We start from the raw sequence: 25076 nt of genomic DNA on the forward strand, positions 1-25076 counted from the left end.
CGGGTCAACGTCGGCTGATTCAGTTTCTGCCGTTGCAGGTTCAGCTTCTGCTTGTTGCGCCGCTTTTTTCGCTTTGGCACGGGCAATAGCGGCAGCGACAGCGGCTTTACGTGGGTCATCTCCATTAGCCGAAACAGCAGGGGCCTCGGTTGGCGTGACGCTGTCACCGTTATTTTCTTGAGATGCTTTTCTTGCTTTAGCTCTTGCAAGTGCAGCAGCCACAGCAGCTTTACGAGGATCACTAGAAGTTTCATCAACAGCCGAGGCTGCAGCTTGTTTTTCTGCTTGTTTGGCTCTCGCTTGTTCTTTACGTGCGGCTCTTGCGGCAATAACAGCACTGTTATCCGGCGCCGCACCCGCTATCACATGAATATCTGAAGTTGCTGTTGCTTGTTTAGCTTTTACACGAGCGAGCGCAGCAGCAACAGCATCTTTGTCTGATGATTCCACTTGTACAGCGGCTTTTTTATGACGCTCTTCACGGGCTAATTTTTCGCGTTCCATACGCTGCTGCTTCGCTTCAAATCGTAGTTTTGCTTCTGCAGCACGGCGCTCTTCTTGTTTGATTTCGCGAATTTCTGCTTTTTCTTGTCGATAATATTGCACTAACGGAATATTACTTGGACAAACATAGGCACAAGCACCGCACTCGATACAATCAAATAGGTTATGTTTTTGCGCTTTTTCGTGCTCTTTGCCTTTACTGAACCAATATAATTGTTGAGGCAGTAGGGCCGCAGGGCATGCTTCAACGCATAAACCACAGCGGATACAAGCTTCTTCAATCGGTTTTTGCCCAACTTCTTCAACACTAGGAACTAACAAGCAGTTGCATATTTTAACTACAGGTACCTTGAGATCTGGCAAAGTAAAGCCCATTAGTGGCCCCCCCATAATCACCATTTGCTCAGATGCAGGGGTAAAACCCGTTTGTTGTAATAGATGATGAACAGGAGTACCTAAGCGAGTCCAAAAGTTTCCAGGGGAGGTAATAGATTCACCTGTAACGGTGACAACACGTTCAATCAAAGGTTGCCCATCAATGACGGCACGTTTTATGGCAACAACCGTACCGACGTTTTGCATCAATACGCCAATCTGTGAGGAGCGGGCACCAGAAGGAACCTCTTTACCCGTCAGGATCTTAGTAAGCTGCTTAGCACCACCTGAAGGATATTTGGTGGGGATCACCCGCACAAAAATCTGCTTATCATGGGCAGTAATGGCTTTCTTCAGTGCAGCAATGGCTTCAGGTTTATTATCTTCAATGCCAATAAGTATTTGATCAGGGTTGAGTAAATGTTGCAAGACACGACAACCCTCGATAACCTCATCGGCATGCTCTTGCATTAAGCGATCATCTGCTGTGATATAAGGTTCACATTCGGCCGCATTAACGATCAATGTCTTGATAGCATCTTTCCCTCCCGCTAATTTAGACGCGGTAGGGAAACCTGCACCACCAAGCCCAGCGATGCCTGCTTGCTCAATTTTTTGTAATAATTGTTGAGGAGTGAGCTGTAAATAGTCAGGCTCAGGGAATAACTCACACCAAGTATCTAACCCATCGGCTTTGAGGCAAACTGATAGCTCTTTTAAGCCAGAAGGGTGTGCCGTGACCATCGGTTTTATTGCGGTGATAGTGCCTGAAGTTGAGGCATGAACAGGCACTGTACGACCGACACCACGGGTTAAGGGTTGCCCCTTGAGCACATGTTCACCCACTTTGACGATCAATTCCCCTTCAGGGCCTAAATGCTGCTGTAACGGGATAATCAGTTCATCGGGAATTGATGCCACACGCATTGGTGTTTGGCTTGACTGTAATTTCATTTCTGGCGGGTGTATCCCACCAGAGAAATCCCAGATATTGTCTTTTTTTGACCAATTAAACAACTTAAACATGCGCATCTCCTTTTACCGTGGCGAAAGGAGATTTCGGTTGTTGTTCATCAGGTGATACAGGAATATTTTTGACAGGAATACTGTTTAAATCCCATTTCCAGTTTGCAGTGGTCGTTTTCACAGGAACAAGTTCGATACAATCAGTCGGGCAAGGGGCTACGCACAGATCACAACCTGTGCAGAGATCTTCAATTACGGTATGCATAGCGCGCGTTGCGCCAACAATGGCATCAACAGGACATGCTTGAATACATTTGGTGCAGCCGATACAGTTTTCTTCATCAATAATAGCGACTTTTCGAACAGGATTCTGTGCGCTTTCATCACCATCAATTGGCTGAGGGTCTACGTTAAGAAGTTCAGCTATTTTCAACATGACTTGCTCGCCACCCGGCGCGCACTTGTTGATCATCTCTCCGTTATTGGCTACAGCTTCTGCGTAGGGGCGACACCCCGGATAGCTGCATTGACCACATTGACTTTGGGGCAAAATAGCATCAATTTTTTCAACAATGGGGTCTTCTTCAACTTTAAAGCGTAATGAGGCATAGCCAAGGATCAAACCAAAGATCAGCCCAAAAACGGCTAAAATGCCAATAGCAATCCATAACGATATCATTAGAACTTCACCAAACCACTAAAACCCATAAATGCTAAAGACATTAGTCCAGCAGTGATAAGGCCGATAGATGAGCCACGAAAAGGTGCAGGAACATCAGCGACCGCCAACCGTTCGCGAATAGCGGCAAACAGCACCATTACCAATGAGAAACCAACGGCGGCTGCAAAACCATAAACAGCAGACTGTAAGAAACCATGCGATTGATTGATATTTAATAAAGCAACGCCTAAAACTGCACAGTTAGTCGTAATAAGTGGGAGAAAGATCCCTAACAGGCGATAGAGCGTTGGACTGGTTTTTCTAACAACCATTTCAGTGAATTGCACAACCACGGCAATCACTAAGATAAAACTTAGGGTGCGCAGATAGAGCAGGTCGAGGGGCACTAAAATTAACGTATCCATCAACCAAGAGCTGATTGCGGCGAGTGTCATAACAAAAGTGGTAGCAAAGCCCATTCCGATGGCTGTTTCGAGTTTTTTTGATACACCCATAAAAGGGCACAGACCAAGGAATTTTACCAGTACAAAGTTATTAACCAGTACGGTTCCAATGAATAGCAAAAGATAATCAGTCATTTTATTGCCTGAAAACAAAATTAAAAGAACAAAAACTGACGAGCGTCAGTTAAACAGGCTGTATGATAACAAGCTATTTTTGTGATGCTTATCGATCTTGTGTGAAAGTCATCTTCACACGAGCAGAATTTTTGATGTAAGGAACAAAAATAGCAGCACCGATAAGTGGCCAGGCGAGTGTTTTTAGCGCCGTTAGGGAATCAATATTTGCAAAATAAAAGGTTTTTAGTCCAAGCAATAACAGGACTAACATCCAAATAATAAAACGGCGAGGAAAATGCCGAGAACGCATAAACATAAGTTTTAAGATATGAATAGTGAATACCATCATAACGATAGTGATCAGAAAAGATAAATACCAGTCGAATGGGATATAGTGAGTCCAATCATCAATTGTAGTGATAATTCGATATAACGTAATAAAATACATGACCACCATAGAGCATACAGCAAAACACGTTAATAAGATGAAAGCTGCGGGGGCAAGGAGCCAACCAGTAATACGATGGGGGTCATAAACAGGCGTCATATCAATTTAATCCATATTATAAGCTAAATCATACACTAAGCAGCAGTATCAAGAACTGTCTTTGCTTACACTCGTGGCTAGTGAACGCATCTCTTTTATCACGTTGCTGAATCATGAATGACTTTTTAAGTAGCATCAATTCGAGGCTATCCTACCATAGTTTTATTTGCTAATTAATTCGTTATGGTGATACTTTTTATGGATTCAGTGAAAATTAATAAAATGAGGTCATTATGTCCGCACCAATAAAAGTCGGTATTGTAGGTTATGGTTATGCAAGTAAAACATTTCATGCCCCTTTTATCGCTACATTGCCAGGGTATGAATTGACAGCTATCTCCAGTAGCAATTCAGATAAGGTAACCGCTGATTGGCCTGATGTTGAAGTCGTCTCTTCACCTGAGCAACTGTTTGCAAATCCTGAAATTGAATTAGTCATTATCCCGACCCCCAATGACACTCATTATCCACTGGCAAGCCAAGCGTTAGCGGCAGGCAAGCATGTCGTTGTCGATAAGCCTTTTACTGTCACTGTAGAAGAGGCTCAATCACTACAACAACAGGCACAACAAGCAGGAAAGCTTTTATCGGTTTATCATAATCGCCGTTGGGATGCAGGCTATTTAACACTGAAGAAACTGTTTGCTGATGGTTGCCTAGGCGACATTAAATATTATGAGTCACATTTTGACCGTTATCGCCCAGTCACACGACAAAGATGGCGAGAGGCAGCAGTCGCAGGCGGTGGAATTTGGTATGATCTTGGTCCTCATTTATTAGATCAAGCGTTACAATTTTTCGGAAAACCAGCAAGTATTACCGCAGATTTAGGGATGATCCGCCCAGGTGCTGAAGCCGTTGATTATTTCCATGTTCTTCTTCACTATCCAGATAAAAAAGTCGTTCTTCACGCAACAACAGTAGCTGCCGCTGAATCGCCTCTTTATGTTATTCATGGCATGAAGGGAAGTTATGTCAAATATGGTCTTGATTCACAAGAAGAAAATTTAAAAAATGGTCTGTTACCGACTCATGAAAATTGGGGAATAGATCAACGTAATGGCGTTGTGACGCTGTCACAAGGCGATGCGCTTATTTCCCAAGAATGGCAAAATGAAAAAGGAAATTATGGTGGTTACTATCTTGCCATTCATGAGGCAATCCGTCATGGTGCCGCAAACCCAGTACAGCCACAAGAAGCCATTGAAATTATGAAATTAATTGAGGCTGGTATACTTTCAGATAAACAAAAACGCACCGTTACTCTTGATTGTTAATGTTTAAATAGATGAGCCAGCATTTTTAGCTGGCTTTTTGTTAGGTAATAACATGAATTTGTTAGCAAAATTAAAAATTGACCCTTTTTTATTGATTATGATTGGCGTTGTTGTGATTGCAAGCCTATTTCCTTGTGAAGGGGAAATCAAAGTTGGCTTTCAGTATCTAACAACGGCAGCTATTGCGCTTTTGTTCTTTATGCATGGTGCAAAGCTTTCTCGTGAATCAATCATGGCAGGGATTGGGCACTGGCGACTACACTTATTAGTATTTTCAAGCACATTTATTCTGTTTCCTATTATTGGATTAGCTTTGCATTTTATGGTGCCGTCATGGATGTCACCGACGGTATACATGGGGTTTCTTTATCTTTGTGCATTGCCAGCAACGGTACAATCGGCCATTGCCTTTACCTCTGTTGCCGGAGGAAATGTGGCCGCAGCGATTTGCAGTGCGTCAGCATCCAGTATTCTCGGCGTCTTTTTATCGCCTATATTGGTGGGGTTACTAATGGATGAAGATGGCAGCCAAGCAATGGATACGTTGAATGCAATTGGCTCTATTTTATTGCAATTAATGCTGCCATTTGTAGTAGGGCACCTGTCTCGTCCACTATTAGCGAATTGGATTAACCGTAATCGTAAATTAATTAATATCACTGACCGTTCTTCTATATTATTAGTCGTATATGTCGCTTTCAGTGAAGCGGTTGTTGAAGGAATTTGGCAGCGTATTGATGGATACTCTCTATTTATGATTGCTGTGATCAGCTGCCTTATTTTATTTGTCGTTATGATCCTAAATACACTTGCGGCACGCTTATTTAAATTCAGTAAAGAAGATGAAATCACAATCGTATTCTGTGGTTCAAAAAAGAGCTTAGCGAACGGCGTTCCTATGGCAAATGTGCTATTTCCAGCCTCCGTTGTAGGGATAATCTTATTGCCACTAATGATATTTCATCAAATCCAATTAATGGTATGCGCGGTTTTAGCCCAGCGTTACGCAAAACGTTTAACTAAATAATTAATAGTAAAGTCGGGGGGATAATAACCCGACTTACTCAATAATCCATAATCACCATTTAGTTACAACATACTATGGTGTTATCAATAATAGGCAAACTTAACCTTCAGAGAAAAAAGCTAAACAGGGCAGAAAAGGAGATTAACTGCCCAAAACGTGAATGAATTTAGCTTTATAGCAGGTTAGCGAAGGGCTGCTTTTTGTTTGAGTTGCTGTTTTTCACTTTCGCTGAGAAAGGCGATACTCAATCCATTGATTTGAGCCTGCTCTATTTCAGATGGTGTCAACCCAGCTTTAGGGGCGGCAACTTCATATTCATAAGCTAATTCAATGCCTTCTACGGCAGGGTCATCAGTATTAATCGACGCTAACACACCATGGTTTAAAAACATTTTCAATGGATGTTTCGCTAATGACGGTACAGTGCTGGTCTGGATATTAGAGGTTAAGCAGCTTTCAATACCAATTTTATGTTTTGCTAAGTATTCGATCAGCTTAGGGTCTTCACAAGCTTTAACACCATGGCCAATTCGTTGTGCCCCTAATTCTTTAATTGCATGCCAAATACTTTCTGCACCCGCGGCTTCCCCTGCATGAACAGTTATTTGTAAACCGGCATCGCGCGCTTGGGTAAAGTGAGAGTGGAAAAGGGAGCCTGGAAAGCCAAGCTCATCTCCAGCCAAATCCAATGCGCAAAGTTTGTCGCGGTGAGCGAGTAGGCCTGCTAACTCTTTTGCACAAGCGTCTTGACCAAAGGTTCGACTAAGGATCCCTATTAAATTAATTTTAATATCATACTGTTTGCAACCAGCCGTAATACCATCAATGACAGCTTCAACAACACCTTCAATAGGGAGGCGATGGTTCATTGCCATGTAATAAGGAGAAAAACGCAATTCTGCATAGTCAATACCCGCCTTATAAGCATCTTCGACGTTTTCTTGAGCAACACGTTTACAGGCATCGAGGTCGGCTAATACAGCAACTCCCCAATCTAGTTTTTGCAGGAAACCGACTAAGTCAGCCTCTTGTGTCATTACTTGCACATGAGGACGTAAAGCTTCAATCTCATTAGCAGGTAGCGTAATACCGTGTTGTTGGGCAAGGGAAAGGATTGTTTCGGGGCGGATATTACCATCTAGATGGCGATGTATGTCTGTAAGTGGCAGTTGTCTGTTTATCACTGAATTGAGTCCCTTTATGTGTATGGATTAGCCAATATATCCTAGTATAGATGTGAAAACGCCAGTCAAAAAATATTGACTGGCGTTTAAGATTAATATTAATGCAGATTAGTTAGCTGGTTGTGCTACTTCAGCACCGTCAGCCGGCGCATCTTCGGTTTGTGGTACAACTAACTCTTCTTCTTCATATTCCATAGAGCTTTCTGGGCCAGCCATCAACTTCATCTTAGTTAAGAAGTCTGCAAGGGTATAGCTATCCGCGTTAAACGTAATATCATTACCTGCATATTTGATAGTCATGGTCAGATCGTTACCTTTCTCTATCATCCATGGTGATTTTTTCTGTTTCGCTTTTTCTGCACGCTCTTCGTCAGTCATGAACATTTCTTCAAACGGTGAGCTGAACATATCTGAAGTTAGGAGCATTTGTGCTTGATCAAACTCATTTGTTGCTTGCTCAACATACATTTTCTTAGTTTCTGCATCAACAACTTGACCTTGGTCTAAAATAGCGATTTGAGACATTAACTCAATAGCCATTGGTTTGTTCAGCGTGAGGTTAAAGTCAAATGACTTAAATAAGCTCTTAACTGCTTCATCAACTTTGTTTGTCATTGCTAATTCAGTAAGCTCTTTTTGGTCCCACTTATTAAAGGTCATACTTAAGTCTGTCGTTGTTTGACCTGCAGAGTTTTTCCAATAAAGAGGGCTGATAGAGAAGGTCGGTTGGTTTTTCAGCATTTCAGGCAATGTTTCCTTCATCATCTTCATTGCGATTTTTTCACCTGCTGCTGTTGGATTGCCTGACGCAATTCCTTCTGCTAATGCACTATTATATTGCTTAACAAATTCACCCAACGCTTTTGCATCTAGCTTATCAATCGAAATAACTACCTTACCGGAGCCTAAGTTTTGATCTAATGCGACTAAATCATCAATGCTGTAAGTGAAGCTACCTTTAATATTTTCTTTTTCCAGTGCAGAGTCTGAAGTCATCACTAAGTTTTTGAAAGAAAATTTAACCTCTGGGATATTAACATTTGCATTTTCTATAACAAAATCTTGTTTACCGATATAGAAATCATGTTCGGACTTAGTCAGGTTAGAAGTTAGTTTTAACCCTTTTAACATCATTTCTTCTGATTTATCTGCATTCTGAATCAATAAGTTGTCAGTATTCAGTGTGGCTTCAATCTCGTTAAAGTCAGAAGAGGCATTAAATAATAGTTTTAATCCATTAAAGGAAATGTTTGACTTTTCTTTGGTAAATTCAACGGGTAACAAATCTAGATTTGCATCAACACTTTGGCCATAACCAACAACAGCAGTACCTGAAATAAATGGTTTACCTTTTGTTATTTCGAATAGCTCTTTGGTTGATTCATTATTTGCTAATTCAATATGTGCCGCGCCCAGTTTAGGCATTAAATTGAATTTAGAGAGTTGTGATAGAGGGAAAGGGCCGTGCTCAATATCAGTATTAAATACAAGACTTTCCTCTGGGCCAGTAGAATATACGGATGAGATAACGATATTAGCTTGCGAGGAGAATAGACCACGTTTAAAGTTTTCCACTTTGAACTGTAAACCTGAACTTGGAGCATTTACCTTAATAAATGAGTTGGTATCCTCAATCATATAATTTAATTCAGACTCAACTTTAGAGCCTGTGTACCATGATGCACCACACCATACAGCACCAATAGCAACTATTACACCAACTGCAACTAATGACTTTTTCATTATGAACATCCATCCTTTCAGCGCGTTGTCTTAACGCGCTATAAAAATTGTACAAGTTTTATCTAACCGTCTTTTGCGTGCAATCAAGACGAACAAAACACAAAAATACATTAAAGGTTATAGACACGAGCGAGCTTACCCACGCCTGTGGCGTAAACTTCTTTTTCAAAGGCCGCCAGAAAAACAGATTCTCCTGAACAGATTTTTAATTCATCATCGCCTGACTTCAAAACTAACTCGCCATCTATGCAGAAAAAGATAGAAGCCGTTTCATTAGTTATGTTTATCTCTGTGTCATCAATAGAATATATATTAAATGCAAAATCTTCTACTGGTATATGATATTTACAGATATTTCCTGTTTTTTCTGGTTCACTAAGTAAACTTTGGCTTGTTTTGGGGATAAAATCTACATTTGCTATCAATTCTGGAACATCAATATGCTTATTGGTCAGTCCAGCTCGTAGGACATTATCGGAATTAGCCATGATTTCTAGCCCAACGCCTTCAATATAAGCATGTGGCGTCCTTGCATATAAGAACATTGCCTCGCCAGGCTGCAACTCAACAACATTAAGCAACAGTGGGACAAATAAACCTGTATCTTCAGGATAGAGGCTAACCATTTGTTTTATTGTGTTCCATGGTTCGCCTTGGCGACTGTTTAATGCGGCTTTCAATACACCTAGTGCTAACTCTTTTTGTTCACCTGTGAGGCTCAGAATTTGTGCAAATAATTTCGCTAATTTTTCTTCAGTTGGTAATTGAACAAAGAATTGAATTTCAGGGTGAGCCGCAGAGACAAAATCAAGCAGTTCAGCAATTTCATTGAGTGGGCGAAATGCGTTCATTGCTTTAAAAGGTGTTAAAGCATAAATTAGCTCAGGTTTATGATTATCATCTTTATAGTTGCGGATTGGCGAATCTAAAGGGATCCCCGCAGCATTCTCTTTTGCAAAACCAACTTCAGCATAAACTTTATTAGGATGGACTTGTACCGAAAGAGGGGTTGCGGCACATAACACTTTAAATAAAAAAGGTAAGCGGGAGGAAAAAGTGTCTGCTACTTTTTTACCTAGAATTTCTTCTGGGTTATTCGCAATATAATCAATCAGTGGGAGCGTTTGGCCTGTTTTGGTATTCACGACACAAGAGCTCGCTTTTGGGTGTGCTCCCATCCATAACTCAGCCATGGGTAGATGTTCTGGGTTAGGGATAGCGTACAACTGTGTGAGTGCCGTGGTACTCCCCCAGTCGTAATTTTGAATCTTATTAATCATTTTTAGCATAGCCAAAACTCTCTTTTTCTAAAAATCAACTTATTTCCTTTTTACTACAATACAATAAACACGGTTAAGTCGCATTATTGAAATTAAATATGTGGCATTATAGGGGGGTGTTATCGGCTTACCTGCAAGCTGATGATTCCAAAACCGATTATTCTGTGTATGTACTTAAGGAGATAGTAATGGCAGCCACTCGCATTGAAAAAGACTCAATGGGACCAATTGAAGTACCTGCTGACCAGTTGTGGGGCGCGCAAACTCAGCGTTCTTTAGAACATTTCCGTATATCTGTAGAAAAAATGCCTGTTGCGTTGATCCATGCATTAGCAGTGACTAAAAAAGCTGCTGCAAGCGTGAATATGGATTTAGGCTTACTGCCTAAAGATCGCGGTGATGCGATTATCGCTGCGGCTGACGAAGTATTAGCTGGCAAGCATCCTACTGAATTCCCTCTTGCTATCTGGCAAACGGGGTCTGGTACTCAAAGTAATATGAACATGAACGAAGTACTGGCGAACCGTGGTAGCGAGATCTTAGGTGGACAAAGAGGTAATGAGCGTCTTATTCACCCTAACGATGATGTTAACAAGAGCCAAAGTTCAAACGACGTATTCCCAACTGCAATGCACGTTGCGGCCGTTGTTGCTATTCGCGAGCACTTGCTACCTGAATTAAAAGCGTTACACAAAGTATTAGATGCTAAAGCAAAAGAATTTAAAGACATCGTAAAAATTGGTCGTACCCACCTACAAGATGCAACGCCATTGACTTTAGGCCAAGAAATTTCTGGCTGGGTAGCGATGTTAGCGCATAGCGAAAAACACATTGAAAACTCTGTACCACACGTATGTGAGTTAGCGCTGGGAGGTACGGCTGTTGGTACCGGTCTAAATACTCACCCTGAGTATGCGGTTCGTGTTGCTAAAAAAATTGCGGAACTGACTGGCCAACCATTTGTTACTGCACCTAACAAATTTGAAGCACTCGCAACATGTGATGCTTTAGTTCACGCTCATGGTGCACTAAAAGGCTTAGCGGCGTCCCTGATGAAAATTGCTAACGACGTTCGTTGGTTGGCGTCAGGTCCTCGTTGTGGTATTGGCGAAATCGCAATCCCTGAAAACGAGCCAGGTAGCTCAATCATGCCAGGTAAAGTTAACCCTACACAGTGTGAAGCTTTAACGATGCTATGTGCACAAGTGATGGGTAATGACGTTGCTATCAATATCGGTGGTGCTTCAGGTAACTTTGAACTGAACGTGTTCCGCCCAATGGTGATTGATAACTTCCTGCAATCTATCCGCCTACTGGCTGACGGTATGCGTAGTTTCAACGAACACTGTGCGATTGGTATTGAACCAAACCGTGAAAGAATTGAGAAGCTACTTCATGAGTCATTGATGCTGGTTACTGCTCTTAATACACATATTGGTTACGATAAAGCCGCTGAAATTGCTAAGAAAGCACATAAAGAAGGCTTAACGTTGAAAGAGTCAGCATTAAAACTAAATTATCTGACTGCTGAGCAGTTCGATGAGTGGGTTCGCCCAGAAGATATGGTTGGCAGCATGAAAAGCTAATCAGCTAATTTATTAACTGAATATTTAAACACCTGCTCATCAATGGCAGGTGTTTTTTTATATTTCCATATATAAATTTAAGCGGGGTATCAGTAGCTCAACAGGCTTAGACCTTGGTCGATTACGGATCGCAATGTTATCAACATGGTAATCGGGTAGGTTACCTATCACAATATCAGTCAGTGATTTTTCAACCGCAAAAATGAGCAAAGGGTTGGCACAAGCGAACTGAGTTTGTTTTTGTTGGGTGCTATCCCAAACACGAGCAATAGGTTGCACTTTAACGGGGCGTTGTGTTTTAAGTACTACGTCATTATTTAATTGGCTGATCAATAGAATTTCTTGCTCTAATTGTTTCAACCACTCTTCCTTTGCAACTCCCAATGGTTGGCGCCCACTTTCCAATGAGCCTTGCAGCTTGCTCAACACCTGTTCTTTTGTCATTTTATTTATGACTTTTTTATTTGCCCAACCAAACCTTATGGTATCGATATCAGTAAGGTAGGTTAGAGTTCGATAGGTATTTAATGTCAGTAAACCATGCAGTGTATCATGAATAAATTCAAAACGTTGCGATTCATCAACCCCTGATTTTTGAGTGACTATTTGTTTTATCTGTATTTTTAATTCATTGATCTCATCTAGCAAGACCCGAAAAGTTTGATAAGTAGAATAGGGGATATCAATACAGATCGCGCCAGGTAACCTAACGGCTGATTTATTACTGGTGAGTTCTGATTTATCATGAATAAATAATAGGTTATAATGTTCGATAGCATGTTGGATGGCGAGTTTACCTGTTATTTTTTCAACATCGATTTGTTTAATCTCATTATTTTCTTCTCCTTTCATGACATCCGGAAGACGAAAAACGGTCGCAGAGATAGAAGGTTGCTCAGCAATCAATTGGCTAAGTTCCGTTATTTTACTTTCTAACCGGTTAAAGCCTTCAATAAGGTCATATTTGGCATTATTCATTATGCAACATCCCTAATTAGTTACAACATACTGTACCTAAATTAATCATAACAAACATCAAGCATTGTGCAAATAAATAAGTTAACTAGGAAGAAAAGGGAGAGGCGACATCCCCCTTTATTGCATATGTTTTATTTGATATCGAGATCAATCACCTGATAAAAAGCATTCTCAGTGTCAGCGATACTCCATACAGCAAGTACTATTTGGTATCCACGATTTTCTTTTGGCAATACGCATTGGTGCTCAACAATGGTTTCTGGTCGTGAAGGGGTAGCATATTGACAAAAGGGTATTAAGATTAATTGTTCACGCGTTATTGGTAAGTTGGGGTTCCAGTCAGGCTTAGTAATAAAGTATTGCCAATTAGCTGTCGCATGCCTTGCTGTTAAATACCATTTAAAGGTTTGCTGAGGCTCTGTGATAATATTTTTTACCCATCGAGCTGACGTCTGTTCATCCAAAGCAGCAAAACGGGGAATACCTGCACTTGCAATCTGTCCATCTTGTGGCCCTGAAAGGGGAAAACCTTTAGGACCTTCTAGCGATTGCGGCTCGTATTGTATTGCACCACAATTGCTATTTAGATTTTTTTTACACAAAAAGGCTCGGCTTTTAGGCTCTTCTACATAACCATGTCCCAATGCGATAGCAGAAAAGCAGAATAAGAAGGGAAGTAATAAAAGTCGTTTTTTCATTTGTTGTCCTCATAATTGTTGAGGACAACATTTTCACTTAAACAAAAGTGCAAAATAAATTCCATCATTTGGTAAGTATTACCAAACCCTAACAGCTAACTTTCAACTTGTAAGCGATTAACATGCCAATGATGAGTAATCCTGCAATAAACCAAGCTACACCAGACCAACCAAACTGAAACCAAAAGATCCCGCCTACAGTCCCTGCTATACTTGAGCCTGCATAATAACTGAATAGGTAAAGTGAAGATGCTTGACCTCTTGCTCGTTTAGCACGATGACCAACCCAACTACTTGCGACCGAGTGGGCAGCAAAGAAGCCCGTTGTTAGCACCGTCATGCCAAACAGAATGATCCAAAAACTAGAAAAGAGTGTTAACAATATACCCGCTAACATTAAAACTAAAGCAGCGATTAAAACTTTACCTAACCCAAACTTGTTAGTTAAGCTTCCCGATTTAGATGCGCTATAAGTTCCTGTTAAATAAATTATTGATAGCATACCTACTGTTGCCTGACTGAAATGATAGGGGGCTTCCAGTAAACGATAACCAATATAGTTATACATAGTGACAAACCCGCCCATCAAAACAAAGCCTTCAATAAACAGCCATGGTAGACCTTTGTCTCGAAAATGAAGACGCAGATTGACCCATAAACTTTTTGGTTTTAAAGAGCTTGCTCGAAAATGTTGTGATGGTGGTAATAGGCGCCAAAAGCTGATCGCGGCAATTAAAGCGAGTGCCCCTAATAGTATTACAGCAACGCGCCATGAATAGAAATCAGCAATCACCCCTGTAACAAGACGGCCACTCATTCCACCGATAGAGTTACCACTAATATAGAGGCCCATTGATAATGCGACATAACTCGGGTGAATTTCTTCACTGAGATAGGTCATGGCAACCGCTGCGACGCCACTTAGAGATAAACCCACAAGTGCTCTTGCAATTAAAATACCTTGCCAACTTTGCATAAAAGCACTCAACAAAGTAAATAGTGCGGCGCTTGTTAACGCTACTACCATCACATTTTTTCGCCCAATTGCATCTGATATTGGCCCCGTAATAAGCAGCCCTAGCGCCATCAAGCCGGTACTTAATGATAAGGAAAGACTAGCCGTTGCGGGAGAAACATTAAAATCCTCTGACAACATTGGCAAAATAGGCTGTACAAAATAGAGCAACGCAAACGTTGCTAAACCGACAGTGAAAAAAGAAAGAGTGACGCGTAAATACAACGCATCATCACGTTGAATATAATGTTTCTTCGGTAAGTTATGGGGGCTTGAGTTATCTAGCGTTCCGTTAGCCGTATTTTCAGTCGTAAGACTATTTGATGAATTTTCCATAAAGAATTCCTTGCCATAACAACCCAATTGATTTCGATCAAAGAATAGAAATCTCAGACTATTTTGTCTAATATATTAATTATTACCAATAATACTTTAAACATATCAAAGAAAAAATGGCTATTGAATTAAGACACTTACGGTATTTTATTGCTGTTGCAGAAGAGTTACATTTTGGGCGAGCTGCGGATCGATTGCACATTTCTCAGCCACCATTGAGTCAGCAAATTCAATCACTTGAAGAACAGATAAACGCAAAATTACTTGAACGAAACAATAGAAATGTTTCATTAACCCCTGCTGGTAATATGTTTCTCAAAGAGGCTTATCAAATTTTAGCCCAGGTCGATGCAGCGGCTACAAAAGCAGCACGGATGGAAAAAGGGGAATTAGGGGAACTTTCTATTGGTTTTGCATCAACGACGCCGTTTATGAATAAAGTGACCATGAGTTTACGTCAGTATCGTGAATCATATCCCGAAGTGGCTATCCATATGCATCAGATGAATACAAAACAGCAACTTGCCCCCTTACTTACAGGGCGTATTGATATTGGGATCATGCGTAATACCGAACTCCCTGAGCAGCTAAACTACCAACTTCTATTTAAAGAGCCGTTTATGGTTGCTGTGTATGAAGGTCATCCCTTATTAAAATATGAAAAAACAGGTGTCGACATTCATCTATTGGCGGAGTATCCATTAGTATTTTTCGAACGAGAGGTAGGTACAGCTCTCTATGATGAGATCCATAATCTGCTTACTTCCGCTGGCGTGACACCCAAAATATCTCAAGAGGCAGGGGAAGCAATGACAATATTAGGTTTAGTCTCTGCAGGTATGGGAATTTCGATTATCACAGAATCTTTTACCCGTATGAAAATTGACGGTGTAAAATACATCAGATTTTCAAATATTGAAGCCGCATCGGAAGTCTGGTTAGTCTACAATACGCGTAGAGCATTGCCTGCTGCTGCAAAAAAATTAACGGAATTACTGATTGAAAATATTGTTGGCTAAATAACGTGATTCAAATCACAAATAACATGTATATCGGAGTAATTGCATTCTATATTACGCATAATAACTGACTGCTTTATAACGGGATTTAACACTGAATTATGGAAAACCAAACGGGTCATATTGATCAAATCAAACAACTAAACACAGGTATTGTCTACCGTGTGATTGATCAATATGGGCCAATTTCTCGGATTGCATTATCTAAACAATCACAATTGGCACCCGCAAGTATCACAAAAATTACGCGCGAGCTCATTGATGCTCATTTAGTTAAAGAGATTGAATTTCCCGTTCTCGGCTTGCGAGGTAGGCCCGCAATTGGATTAGTCATTGAAAGTGAAGGGTGGCAGTTTTTATCTATCCGTCTTGCCTGTAACTCTATTAGCCTTTCATTAAAAGAGATCAATACACAAACTATCGTAGAGCAAGACTATCCATTTGACGTTAAAGGTAATGAGCAATTTTCCAATACGCTCTCATCATTAATTAGCCATTTTTTTGCGACATATTCACGCCATTTAGAGCGTGTTACGGCCATTAGTATTGTTTTAGATGGTTTGGTGGAGCCTTTCTCTGGTGTAATTTATGCTTTGCCTTATTACGACATTGATAATTTACCACTTGGTCATTTTTTAACGGAACAAACTGGGCTACCGACTTATATACAGCCTTATGTTAATGCGTTAGCACTAGCCGATTATTTTTCTTTGTATGAAAAAAGAACAGCAAAAAATATCATTTATTTACAAATTGATTGTGTTGTTAGCGCTGCAATTATCAATAACGGCATTGCATTAGATAGTCATACGCGACGAGCGATACATTTTGGGCATGTACAAACACAAAACACGGGGGAAACTTGTTATTGTGGTGGTATTGGTTGCTTAGAAGGGGCAATCGCTATTCCGGCTATCTTAAAACATGCCGTGGAATTACAACATTTATACCCATCATCCTCATTTTTCAATCATGACATAACTATCGATAGTTTTTGTTTAGCTGTGGAAGACCAAGATCCACTCTGTTTACATGTACTCAATGATATAGCGCAAATACTTGCCAAACAGCTTGGTCAACTCATTAATATCTTCGGCACCGAATTAATTTTAATCAATTCTCCGCTAAATCGGATTTCCTCTGTATTTTATTCACTTTTACATCAATATTGCCATTCGCAGTCTATTCCTCTATATCGTGGTGAATTACGCATTGAACAATCTGAAGTTACTAAAAAAGAGAGTGAAACTGCATTAGTTCAACAAGCATTATATGATGGTTCTTTATTACTTCAGTTACTGCAAGGTTAACAGTAGTTAATAAAATTTTTGCTATTAAACAGAAAATTGAGCTAACGCAAACTTAAGAGTTACCCATTCCCATAAACTGATTCCATATCATTTTTCACTGCAACATGTATGCAGTCGTCTGTCACTTCAGGATAGAAAATAACTATGATGAATCTATTTGTTACCGGGACAGATACGGATGTCGGGAAGACAGTCTCCACGTTAGCAATACTGCAGGCTCTTAATGGCCAAGGAATTAAAGCTGTAGGCTATAAGCCTATCGCTGATAAGTGTATTGATACACCGGAAGGTATGCGGAATAAAGATGCTTTGTTAATACATGGGGCGTCACAACAACTTGTATCCTACGATGATGTTAACCCAATTAAAATCAAAGATAATTACAGCCAAGAAAACTGTATTGATTTCAATAAGATTAAACAAGGACTAGAAAACTTAAATAGCCAATGCGACACCGTTGTTATCGAAGGTAATGGGGGATGGCGCTATTTATTGGATGACAACACATTTTATACTGATTGGCTAAAAGGACAAAAAGTCGGCGTTATACTTGTCGTTGGCATCCAGCATGGCTGTGTAAACCATACATTACTGACTGCAGATGCAATACGTGCCGATGGTTTGCCGCTTATCGGTTGGATAGCAAACCGTATCAATCCAGGGTTGGCACATTATGCCCAGATCATTAATCGCTTACAAAAACACTTAAAGGCACCGTTGTTAGGCGAAATTCCGTATTTATTACGACCGGAAGAAAAAACGCTATGTCACTATTTAGATCAAGATAAGATCAAAGCATTTATGTGCGAATATGCATAGCTTATCGAGGATGATTGAAAAGGGCGCTGATAATAGCGCCCTGAGTTTTATTGATTAATGACGAGTATAAATGATCTTATATGTTTCATTTTGGCAATGGCCAACAACTTGCCCTTGCGCTTGTTCAGCCTCATCATTTGGAACAGCAACTAAGCTAAAATTATCGGCAGGAACGCCGTTGTTAATAATTTTCTGCTTAATTTCTTCAATAACACTTTCACATGATGCTTGTGCTAACACTGGAGCAACGAGTAAGCATAGAGCTGGAAATATAAGTCTTTTCTTCATAATAACTCCTTAATGGGTTTAATGAGTTATGGGCGAGCTAATGGGCGTCCTGTATTTACATCTAGGCAGCGTTGTGTATTCGGCTCCCAATAAGCATTTAAATTAAGACTTTTCTCGCAGGCATCTTTTGCATCAAATGCAGCGTCAACCTTATCAAACTCTTTTTCAGTACGGGAATTTACTTTTGTACGTAAACTCCGTGTTTGATCCCACTGTTCCTTTTCTTGGCGTGCCTGCTCTTTTGTCAAAACACTATCAACATTTCCCGATGTAACACAAGTGCTTCCTGCTGAGCAGTTAACATTCCCTGCATGCGCTGCTGAAGAAAGCCCCAACAAAGGAAGGCAAAACACTACCGCCGCTAGACCTTGCTTAACAAACTTTAGTGATGAGCTCATTATAATTCCTTACAAAGTTAGTTCTATTCGACAATATAAACACAAATATAGCGCAAATTCCTTTAGAAAAGTACGAAAAATCACGCCTCTTTATAAACAGTTAAACCAGCAAAGGTTTGACAAACAGGCATCAATTCAAGTGTATTGACGTTCATACGAGCAGGCAATGTCGCTACCCAGTAAACCGTTTCAGCAATATCTTCAGGTGTAAGTGCATCCGCGCCTTTATAGATATTCGCTGCTTTATCATCATCACCTTTAAGACGAACATTAGAGAATTCTGTTCCGCCAACTAATCCAGGTTCGATATCAGTTACTCGGACTTTTTTGCCTTGGAGATCAGCCCGTAGTCCTAATGAGAATTGCTTAACAAACGCCTTAGTGGCGCCATAAACATTACCACCTTTATATGGCCAGTTAGCCGCTGTTGAGCCGATATTAATAATATGACCATGATTATTGGCAACCATAGTTTGCAATACTTCGTAGGTCATATTGACTAAACCTTTCGTATTCGTATCAATCATTGTTGCCCAATCGTCAGGGTTAGCCTCGAATGCGGGTTCTATACCTAGCGCTAAGCCCGCATTATTCACTAAAACATCAATATTTTTTAGTGCTGTTGGTAATCCTGCAATGGCATTTTGAATTGCTTTCCGGTCTCTTACATCAAGAGTAATAGGGTGAAAGTGCGAGCCTAATTCTTTTTGTAATGCTGTTAGTCGCTCTGTACGACGACCCGTTCCAATAACGGTTGCTCCTTGCTGAATAAAGCGACGCGTAATTGCTTCGCCAAAACCTGAAGTTGCTCCTGTGACTAATATGATCATATTTTCCCCTGTCATTTTATTATTGCTTCATATTATGTGGCTATTCTAGCGCTTGTAACTCTAACCTACAAAAATCTTCTTGTCATGATAGAGAAAATAGAGCGCATCCGCACAATGCTTGTGCTAACAACATAAAAATATTCATAAAGTGATGCATTAATGAATATTCTCAGTTATAACGAGTGATGAATAAAAAATCAGGCCAAGAAAGTAATTCGACATTAGGATGACATCAAATGAACTATCAAGTTACACCATTTTGGCTGTACTCAAGTAAATTAACTTTGTTGATTATTATTGCGTTAGTCATTTCTTTTTATAACGTGACTGGCTTTATTTTATACCTAATATTCTTAGGGTTAATTTGGGCTGTATTGCTCTCTATTAAAATTCACGGATTAAAAGAAAAAGGCCTTATCCTTAGAAATAGTGAGACGTCAACATGGATGGTTTATATAAGAGGGATCCCAGTTCAAGAGCAACGTCAACACTTGAAAAATCCCTATTTTGCTATTAAAAATCAGGGAGTTAGTTTTATTTTCAAAGCATTATCTATTAAGCTATTTATTCAAATTTTCTTTATTGGGCTGATTTTTAAACAAACATTAGTTGTCGATAACATTTATATTCAGCTTGTATCGGTTCTCGCTAGCTTCGCAATTCTCTGGTCTCTACTACAAACTATATGGGCATTATGTGCCATAAAAACTGAAAAAATGGTCATTAATGAATTTACATCCCCCAGTAAATCCCAATGGTATGAGATTAGTTTCCGGACTAAAAAGAATACAGTCAAAACAGCTTTAGAGTGCATATTGGCACTGTAGCAATAAAAATAATAAATCTGATACAGAAAAAGAGGTGACATTGCTACAAAAGCAAATAGTCGCTTACGGCAATTTGTTGAAGCTAAACTTAAACAAATAAACGCACAGTAATATAAATCAAGTTACCTTAAGTCAGCCAATTAACCATAAACACAACTCGTAACAACAAACAAGGATAGGCGCTACAGAGCTTCCAGATAAAGTAGATTTCATATGCTTCTTTAAAAAAGAGAACATTTTTAACTGATACGATGGTATTACATATCAATATATTGAAATCAACAATTTCGATAAAAAATTGGCAGGTTTGGCTTTTAATTTAAGCTAAACTCAGTTAATCAACCAAACCATACTACATAATTTATAATATAATGAATTTTATAGCTCACTTTTTAAAATTTTCCTACATAAAGAAATATTCTTGATAGGGATGACCTTAGAAGATAACGCATTGTGTGAAGCTAAAAACTCATTTAAACGTTGATCATATTTTTTCGAAAAACGCAATAACTCAACTGTATTTAAGAGTGTTTCTTTAGGCTTTTTTCGCATAATTGTACTGATTAAAAATCGGTTGGCTAAACGAATAGCACGTAAGTAATAAGGCACATTCATCCTAAAAATAATGGAACATTCGAGAAGAAAAGGGTAAAGACGCTTATCATACGCTCCCTCAATAATCCATCTATCAGTACTTAAAATCATTTCAATCTGAGATTTAATGAATTCTTCTGAGTTTTTACGGTATTCATTTCCTGTCATATCCCAATAAATAGCATCAAATTCATACACTGGCAAAGAGAGTTCTTTTGCTAATTGAGTTGCTACCGTTGTTTTTCCTGCCCCTGAAGGGCCAATAATACAAATTTTCATTTTTTAAATATTCGGTTTTTTGATAAAAAATTGCCACTGGATGAGCTGAAAATAAAAGTCAGTCATTAAGCCTATTATTGGTAATAAATTGCCATGTTTATCAATCATGTAGATAACAATTCATATCAATAATATTTTAGAAAATCATAGCTAGAGCTCATTTTTCAACCCAATGAAGATTATATTCGATTAATTAATCATCATAACTAATAACGCAGTTATGAGATTTTTTGAGACGTTATCTCTCCCGTTCAACGGATAAAATCAATCATTAATTTTCGAAACGTCTCTTTGACTCCTTCTTTCTAACTTTGCTATAGCCTCCCAGGGGTTAAGTACCCGATCTACACTAGCTATTGTTGATTCCCGATGAGCAATTATAATTCTAGTTATTTTTAATGATGAGATAGATTGATTGATATAAGCTTCATTTTTTAAATCTAAATGACTTGTCGCCTCATCTAAAAATAATATGCTCGGTTGTTTATATAATGCTCTAGCTATCATTAGTCTTTGCTTTTGTCCTCCAGATAAACTACCACCTAATTCGCTTAACATCGTTTCATATCCCATCGGCATTTTCATGATTTCTTCATGTATATTAGATAAAATAGCGCATTCAACTATTCTTTTATCATCTTTAACACTCTCAAAACTGGATATGTTTTCTGCTATAGTGCCAGAAAATAGCTTATCATCTTGCAAAACACATGCTATTCTGTCTCTATAATTATTTAATCCTATCGTATCTACATTTATATCGTTTATATAAATATTTCCACTTGTAGGGCTTAGCAATCCAGACATAACCTTCATTAAAGTTGTTTTCCCCATACCGGAAGGGCCTACAATGGCCACACTCTCACCAGCCTTTACAGAAAAACTTAAATTAGAGAAAATTTCCATTGAGTGAACATCATACTTAAATGATATCTTATCAATGCGGATATCCATGCTTTTATTGGGTAAAATCAACGCGTTTTTGGGCTGGTAATTTTCAGTATCTGTAAAAATTACATCTGATACTCTATCACAGTGAAGAGTTAGCATCTTTATTTCCAATAGCATATTTATTAAGTTCGCAGCTCTCTCTGAAAACTGACTTCGATAAATATTAAAAGCAACAAACATCCCTAATGATATTAAGTTATCCATTACCATTAGTGAACCAATCCATAAGATAATGATATGATCTATAGATGATATTAGTGAGTTCGCCCCATAAAAAAACATGCTTAGTTTTGTATTTTTAATATTCGAATTAATGGCTTCAATATTTAAGTTTAACCAATTCTTTGATCTGGATAGACTTAGACCTAATGATTTTATAGAGGCAATACCATAAATTGTCTCTGTAAAATGGGAATTCGCTTCTGCACTCTTAACAATATATTCTTCAGCGTATCTAATATATTTATTATACATTAAAACTCTTAGTGCAATGTATAATAGGGTAAATCCCATAACAATTAAGACTAGCTTTGAGCCATACAAGGTCATCATTATAAAAAGCCCTATGACCATTACTCCATCAACTATTCCATTAATAATATTGTTTATTAGAGTATTACGTAATGAATCTAATGATTCTAATCGTGACTGGATATCCCCAACTTTTCTTTTTTCGAAAAAGTCAAGGGGCAATTTCATTAAGTAATCAAAAAAGCTTATTTTCCATTGAACATTGACCAATGTATCTATAAATAAAGAAACCCATGCCCGAACAAATCTCAACGCAGCATTGAGCAATGTGAAAACAAACAAACCAAGTATCACTAGTGTCAGTAGGCTATAGTCACTAGATATTACAACATGGTCCATAATTAACTGGGTTCCTATAGGAAATGCAATATTTAGTCCCTCAATTAAAAATGATAAGCACAATACTTTTAATAGTGATGAAGGAAAGTTCGTTATGTTGTTTAACAAGGTCCTTATATTTAACCTGGAAATCTTTTTTACTTTCTTAAAGTTACTGTCAGGCCACACTTCCATGGCTACACCGGAAAAACTATTTGAAAACTCATTAATATTGATTGTTCTTTTACCTATCGCTGGATCTTGAATAATGAATTTGTTATTCCTAATTGCGATTAATACAACAAAATGATTCATATTCCAATGCAGTATACAGGGTTTCTTCATTAAGTTTAATTCATCAATATCAATTGATAATGCTCTTGTTTTTAAATTTAAATTTATCAAAGCTTCAATTAAGCTTTGAAGTGTTGCTCCTTGAGATGAAATCCCAAATTCTCTTCTTAGATTAACCAAATCTATTTCCATTCCATAGTATCTGCAGATCATGGCTATACAGGCCAAGCCACACTCTGATGATTCAGATTGAATAATATTAGGTATTCTTCGTTTGAATTTAAGATCTAATCTATCTAAAATAAAATTAATATCTACCATGCTATTTACCTTCAGAAACGCTAGAGTCATAATACGATGATGTCACCCATTGATAAAGAGGCCGTTTTTCTAAAAATAATATAGCTTCAGCCTTTAAACCGTTGGATAAATACAATGTTTTATTTTTATATTTTATGCTTTGATTATCTAATTCAACTATTACTTTGTAAAAAGATGTATTAAAAGAGCTTTGTAAATTTACTGGTGAGCTGGAATATAATAACATTTCATTTTTTGAAATGGGTAATTTTGATATCATAGATATACTTCCTGAAAACTGTCCAAATTTTTGGTAAGGAAAAGAGTCATAGCGTATTTTTATTTTGTCCTTTACATTTAAATAGGGGACGCTACTACTTGGAACCCATAAAATCAATTGATACCCTGATTCATCGCTTCTAATTATTTTTATGATATTTTCTCCAGGGTCAATAAGCTGCCCCTCATTAACATTTAAAGTATCAATAAAACCATCAATTGGTGACAGAATAAATAAAGTATTATTTGCATTTGCTTCAGATAACTGCTTTTGAAGATCTATTTTTTGAGATTCATACTTATATATTTGAGTATCAAAATCAGCCATCTTTATCTTTAAGTCATTTTCTAAGTTTGATATCATTAAAGAGTCTTGATTTATTTGGTTTCTTATACCCTGATAAGCCACTTGCTGCTGATAAAATATGTTACTTTGATTTGTTAATTGTTCTTTATTAATCATTCCTTTTTTCAAATAAATCCTATAATTATCTAAACTCAATTTAGCTTCATTGAGACTTTTTAAAATAGCGAGTTCCATGTCTTTATTTTGAATATTAGACTTCTTATATAAATTTATTTGTGTTTCTATATTGTTTTTTGTCATTTCTTTGCTATCTATTGTCTTTTTAATTATATCATCAATTTTTTCCACTTGATAATTAATGGAGTTAACTGTGTTAACACCTAGATTCCCATTTTTTGTTACCTTGCTAATATCTAGTTGATATATTTTTTGTCCTTTTTTTACATAATCACCGACATTAACAAATTTTTTAATAACAATACTTTGTTGCGTTACGGATATATTTACAGGTTGTTTCTTTGATATTACCTCACCAATAACCGTTTCTTTCCTAGTAATATCTAGGAACAAAAACATAAATAATGCTATAGAAATAAAAAAAACTGATATTACAATATAAAATAACAATGGGATTTTTGAGATAATTAGAGCTTTACCTGTCCATCGACTTTTTTTATACTCTAATGCTTCTTCTCTAAATATACCATTCATAATCACCCTCTATTTAAAATAGAGCGACTGATATAGTCGCTCTATTAATATTTAATACTTAATAACTAATACTTAGTAAGTAACGTTAAAAGTACTACCATTGTTACCAATAGCATTAAAATTATAGGAATCTTTAATGACAGTGGTGGTTACTGTTACCCCTTTTACCACTGGAGTTGGGGCTGGAGCTGGAACAGAGGGTTGAACACTAACTTTTGGTGTAGTTGTAACAGGTGGCTTGCAGAGATTAAAAGTGCCGCCAG

At 38.3% G+C, this 25076-nt stretch carries 24 protein-coding genes; 7 read left to right on the forward strand and 17 right to left on the reverse strand.

From position 1 onward, the window contains the following. The 4 genes from rsxC to PR709_RS19350 form a co-directional block, all read right to left on the reverse strand. Positions 1-1905 (reverse strand): electron transport complex subunit RsxC (gene rsxC / locus PR709_RS19335; protein WP_272571109.1); only part of this gene is annotated, 1905 nt, incomplete at its 3' end. Continuing rightward, positions 1898-2524: an electron transport complex subunit RsxB gene (gene rsxB / locus PR709_RS19340; protein ID WP_004920092.1), complete on the reverse strand. Its 627-nt coding sequence runs from the start codon at positions 2522-2524 to the stop codon at positions 1898-1900. The genes rsxB and rsxC, both read right to left, overlap by 8 nt. Beyond that, on the reverse strand, positions 2524-3105 hold the full coding sequence (rsxA, locus tag PR709_RS19345; RefSeq protein ID WP_004920088.1) for an electron transport complex subunit RsxA: 582 nt from the start codon (positions 3103-3105) through the stop codon (positions 2524-2526). Before rsxA ends, rsxB begins: the two co-directional genes overlap by 1 nt. Positions 3106-3193: 88 nt before the next feature. Next, positions 3194-3634 (reverse strand): DUF2569 domain-containing protein, encoded by a 441-nt coding sequence (locus tag PR709_RS19350; RefSeq protein ID WP_004920085.1) that lies wholly within the window; start codon positions 3632-3634, stop codon positions 3194-3196. 233 nt (positions 3635-3867) lie between these two features. On the opposite strand from PR709_RS19350, the gene PR709_RS19355 reads away from it, so the two are divergent. Continuing rightward, a complete protein-coding gene (locus tag PR709_RS19355) occupies positions 3868-4911 on the forward strand; it encodes an oxidoreductase (protein ID WP_004920084.1) in 1044 nt (347 codons plus the stop codon). A gap of 52 nt (positions 4912-4963) precedes the next feature. Beyond that, the gene (locus PR709_RS19360) at positions 4964-5938 is read left to right on the forward strand and encodes a bile acid:sodium symporter family protein (RefSeq protein WP_004920081.1); all 975 of its coding nucleotides are present in this window, start codon (positions 4964-4966) and stop codon (positions 5936-5938) included. A gap of 182 nt (positions 5939-6120) precedes the next feature. Here PR709_RS19360 and add read toward each other — a convergent pair whose 3' ends face one another. The 3 genes from add to manA all read right to left on the reverse strand — a co-directional run bounded on the left by add (position 6121) and on the right by manA (position 10154). Beyond that, the gene (add, locus tag PR709_RS19365) at positions 6121-7122 is read right to left on the reverse strand and encodes an adenosine deaminase (RefSeq protein WP_004920077.1); all 1002 of its coding nucleotides are present in this window, start codon (positions 7120-7122) and stop codon (positions 6121-6123) included. Between the two features lie 108 nt (positions 7123-7230). Beyond that, on the reverse strand, positions 7231-8865 hold the full coding sequence (locus tag PR709_RS19370; RefSeq protein ID WP_036940328.1) for a YdgA family protein: 1635 nt from the start codon (positions 8863-8865) through the stop codon (positions 7231-7233). 110 nt (positions 8866-8975) lie between these two features. Beyond that, complete coding sequence (manA, locus tag PR709_RS19375) at positions 8976-10154, reverse strand: mannose-6-phosphate isomerase (protein ID WP_004920070.1); 1179 nt, start codon at positions 10152-10154, stop codon at positions 8976-8978. Between the two features lie 179 nt (positions 10155-10333). Here manA and fumC point away from each other — a divergent pair, with 179 nt between their 5' ends. Then, complete coding sequence (gene fumC / locus PR709_RS19380; protein WP_014656033.1) at positions 10334-11731, forward strand: class II fumarate hydratase; 1398 nt, start codon at positions 10334-10336, stop codon at positions 11729-11731. A 57-nt stretch (positions 11732-11788) separates the two neighbouring features. On the opposite strand, the gene tus is transcribed toward fumC, so the two are convergent. The 3 genes from tus to PR709_RS19395 form a co-directional block, all read right to left on the reverse strand. Next, positions 11789-12709, reverse strand: a complete 921-nt coding sequence (gene tus / locus PR709_RS19385; protein ID WP_004920063.1) for a DNA replication terminus site-binding protein — start codon at positions 12707-12709, stop codon at positions 11789-11791. Between the two features lie 131 nt (positions 12710-12840). Then, complete coding sequence (locus tag PR709_RS19390; RefSeq protein ID WP_004920061.1) at positions 12841-13407, reverse strand: lytic polysaccharide monooxygenase; 567 nt, start codon at positions 13405-13407, stop codon at positions 12841-12843. A gap of 88 nt (positions 13408-13495) precedes the next feature. After that, positions 13496-14758 (reverse strand): MFS transporter, encoded by a 1263-nt coding sequence (locus PR709_RS19395; protein WP_004920058.1) that lies wholly within the window; start codon positions 14756-14758, stop codon positions 13496-13498. Positions 14759-14874: 116 nt separating this feature from the next. Here PR709_RS19395 and PR709_RS19400 point away from each other — a divergent pair, with 116 nt between their 5' ends. From PR709_RS19400 to bioD, 3 genes are all read left to right on the forward strand, one after another. Continuing rightward, the gene (locus tag PR709_RS19400) at positions 14875-15777 is read left to right on the forward strand and encodes a LysR family transcriptional regulator (protein ID WP_272571110.1); all 903 of its coding nucleotides are present in this window, start codon (positions 14875-14877) and stop codon (positions 15775-15777) included. Positions 15778-15878: 101 nt separating this feature from the next. Continuing rightward, positions 15879-17087, forward strand: coding sequence for an ROK family protein (locus tag PR709_RS19405; protein ID WP_004920052.1), 1209 nt, complete (start codon positions 15879-15881; stop codon positions 17085-17087). A gap of 144 nt (positions 17088-17231) precedes the next feature. Next, complete coding sequence (bioD, locus tag PR709_RS19410; RefSeq protein ID WP_004920048.1) at positions 17232-17906, forward strand: dethiobiotin synthase; 675 nt, start codon at positions 17232-17234, stop codon at positions 17904-17906. A gap of 54 nt (positions 17907-17960) precedes the next feature. Here bioD and PR709_RS19415 read toward each other — a convergent pair whose 3' ends face one another. From PR709_RS19415 to ydfG, 3 genes are all read right to left on the reverse strand, one after another. Continuing rightward, a complete protein-coding gene (locus tag PR709_RS19415) occupies positions 17961-18194 on the reverse strand; it encodes a DUF1161 domain-containing protein (RefSeq protein ID WP_004920046.1) in 234 nt (77 codons plus the stop codon). A 26-nt stretch (positions 18195-18220) separates the two neighbouring features. Beyond that, complete coding sequence (locus PR709_RS19420; RefSeq protein ID WP_004920044.1) at positions 18221-18592, reverse strand: DUF1283 family protein; 372 nt, start codon at positions 18590-18592, stop codon at positions 18221-18223. Positions 18593-18672: 80 nt separating this feature from the next. After that, positions 18673-19422, reverse strand: a complete 750-nt coding sequence (gene ydfG, locus PR709_RS19425) for a bifunctional NADP-dependent 3-hydroxy acid dehydrogenase/3-hydroxypropionate dehydrogenase YdfG (protein WP_014656028.1) — start codon at positions 19420-19422, stop codon at positions 18673-18675. Between the two features lie 236 nt (positions 19423-19658). Here ydfG and PR709_RS19430 point away from each other — a divergent pair, with 236 nt between their 5' ends. Next, on the forward strand, positions 19659-20249 hold the full coding sequence (locus PR709_RS19430) for a hypothetical protein (RefSeq protein WP_004920038.1): 591 nt from the start codon (positions 19659-19661) through the stop codon (positions 20247-20249). 378 nt (positions 20250-20627) lie between these two features. On the opposite strand, the gene PR709_RS19435 is transcribed toward PR709_RS19430, so the two are convergent. From PR709_RS19435 to PR709_RS19450, 4 genes are all read right to left on the reverse strand, one after another. Next, positions 20628-21122: an AAA family ATPase gene (locus PR709_RS19435; protein ID WP_004920037.1), complete on the reverse strand. Its 495-nt coding sequence runs from the start codon at positions 21120-21122 to the stop codon at positions 20628-20630. 264 nt (positions 21123-21386) lie between these two features. Next, entirely contained in the window at positions 21387-23537 is a 2151-nt protein-coding gene (locus PR709_RS19440) for a peptidase domain-containing ABC transporter (protein ID WP_042116610.1), read from the reverse strand. Position 23538: 1 nt separating this feature from the next. Further along, positions 23539-24813, reverse strand: coding sequence for an HlyD family secretion protein (locus PR709_RS19445; RefSeq protein ID WP_004920030.1), 1275 nt, complete (start codon positions 24811-24813; stop codon positions 23539-23541). A 72-nt stretch (positions 24814-24885) separates the two neighbouring features. Further along, positions 24886-25076: hypothetical protein (locus tag PR709_RS19450; RefSeq protein ID WP_272571111.1), on the reverse strand; the 191-nt coding region annotated here is incomplete at its 5' end.

This window comes from Providencia sp. PROV267 (assembly GCF_028477825.1).
Lineage (GTDB): Bacteria > Pseudomonadota > Gammaproteobacteria > Enterobacterales > Enterobacteriaceae > Providencia > Providencia stuartii.

Bases quoted from the DNA above. Each gene is read 5' to 3' on its own strand.
- rsxB (WP_004920092.1), bottom strand. From the start codon at position 2,524: ATGATATCGTTATGGATTGCTATTGGCATTTTAGCCGTTTTTGGGCTG.
- rsxA (WP_004920088.1), bottom strand. From the start codon at position 3,105: ATGACTGATTATCTTTTGCTATTCATTGGAACCGTACTGGTTAATAAC.
- PR709_RS19350 (WP_004920085.1), bottom strand. From the start codon at position 3,634: ATGACGCCTGTTTATGACCCCCATCGTATTACTGGTTGGCTCCTTGCC.
- PR709_RS19355 (WP_004920084.1), top strand. From the start codon at position 3,868: ATGTCCGCACCAATAAAAGTCGGTATTGTAGGTTATGGTTATGCAAGT.
- PR709_RS19360 (WP_004920081.1), top strand. From the start codon at position 4,964: ATGAATTTGTTAGCAAAATTAAAAATTGACCCTTTTTTATTGATTATG.
- PR709_RS19370 (WP_036940328.1), bottom strand. From the start codon at position 8,865: ATGAAAAAGTCATTAGTTGCAGTTGGTGTAATAGTTGCTATTGGTGCT.
- manA (WP_004920070.1), bottom strand. From the start codon at position 10,154: ATGCTAAAAATGATTAATAAGATTCAAAATTACGACTGGGGGAGTACC.
- fumC (WP_014656033.1), top strand. From the start codon at position 10,334: ATGGCAGCCACTCGCATTGAAAAAGACTCAATGGGACCAATTGAAGTA.
- tus (WP_004920063.1), bottom strand. From the start codon at position 12,709: ATGAATAATGCCAAATATGACCTTATTGAAGGCTTTAACCGGTTAGAA.
- PR709_RS19390 (WP_004920061.1), bottom strand. From the start codon at position 13,407: ATGAAAAAACGACTTTTATTACTTCCCTTCTTATTCTGCTTTTCTGCT.
- PR709_RS19395 (WP_004920058.1), bottom strand. From the start codon at position 14,758: ATGGAAAATTCATCAAATAGTCTTACGACTGAAAATACGGCTAACGGA.
- PR709_RS19400 (WP_272571110.1), top strand. From the start codon at position 14,875: ATGGCTATTGAATTAAGACACTTACGGTATTTTATTGCTGTTGCAGAA.
- PR709_RS19405 (WP_004920052.1), top strand. From the start codon at position 15,879: ATGGAAAACCAAACGGGTCATATTGATCAAATCAAACAACTAAACACA.
- bioD (WP_004920048.1), top strand. From the start codon at position 17,232: ATGATGAATCTATTTGTTACCGGGACAGATACGGATGTCGGGAAGACA.
- PR709_RS19415 (WP_004920046.1), bottom strand. From the start codon at position 18,194: ATGAAGAAAAGACTTATATTTCCAGCTCTATGCTTACTCGTTGCTCCA.
- PR709_RS19420 (WP_004920044.1), bottom strand. From the start codon at position 18,592: ATGAGCTCATCACTAAAGTTTGTTAAGCAAGGTCTAGCGGCGGTAGTG.
- ydfG (WP_014656028.1), bottom strand. From the start codon at position 19,422: ATGATCATATTAGTCACAGGAGCAACTTCAGGTTTTGGCGAAGCAATT.
- PR709_RS19430 (WP_004920038.1), top strand. From the start codon at position 19,659: ATGAACTATCAAGTTACACCATTTTGGCTGTACTCAAGTAAATTAACT.
- PR709_RS19435 (WP_004920037.1), bottom strand. From the start codon at position 21,122: ATGAAAATTTGTATTATTGGCCCTTCAGGGGCAGGAAAAACAACGGTA.
- PR709_RS19440 (WP_042116610.1), bottom strand. From the start codon at position 23,537: ATGGTAGATATTAATTTTATTTTAGATAGATTAGATCTTAAATTCAAA.
- PR709_RS19445 (WP_004920030.1), bottom strand. From the start codon at position 24,813: ATGAATGGTATATTTAGAGAAGAAGCATTAGAGTATAAAAAAAGTCGA.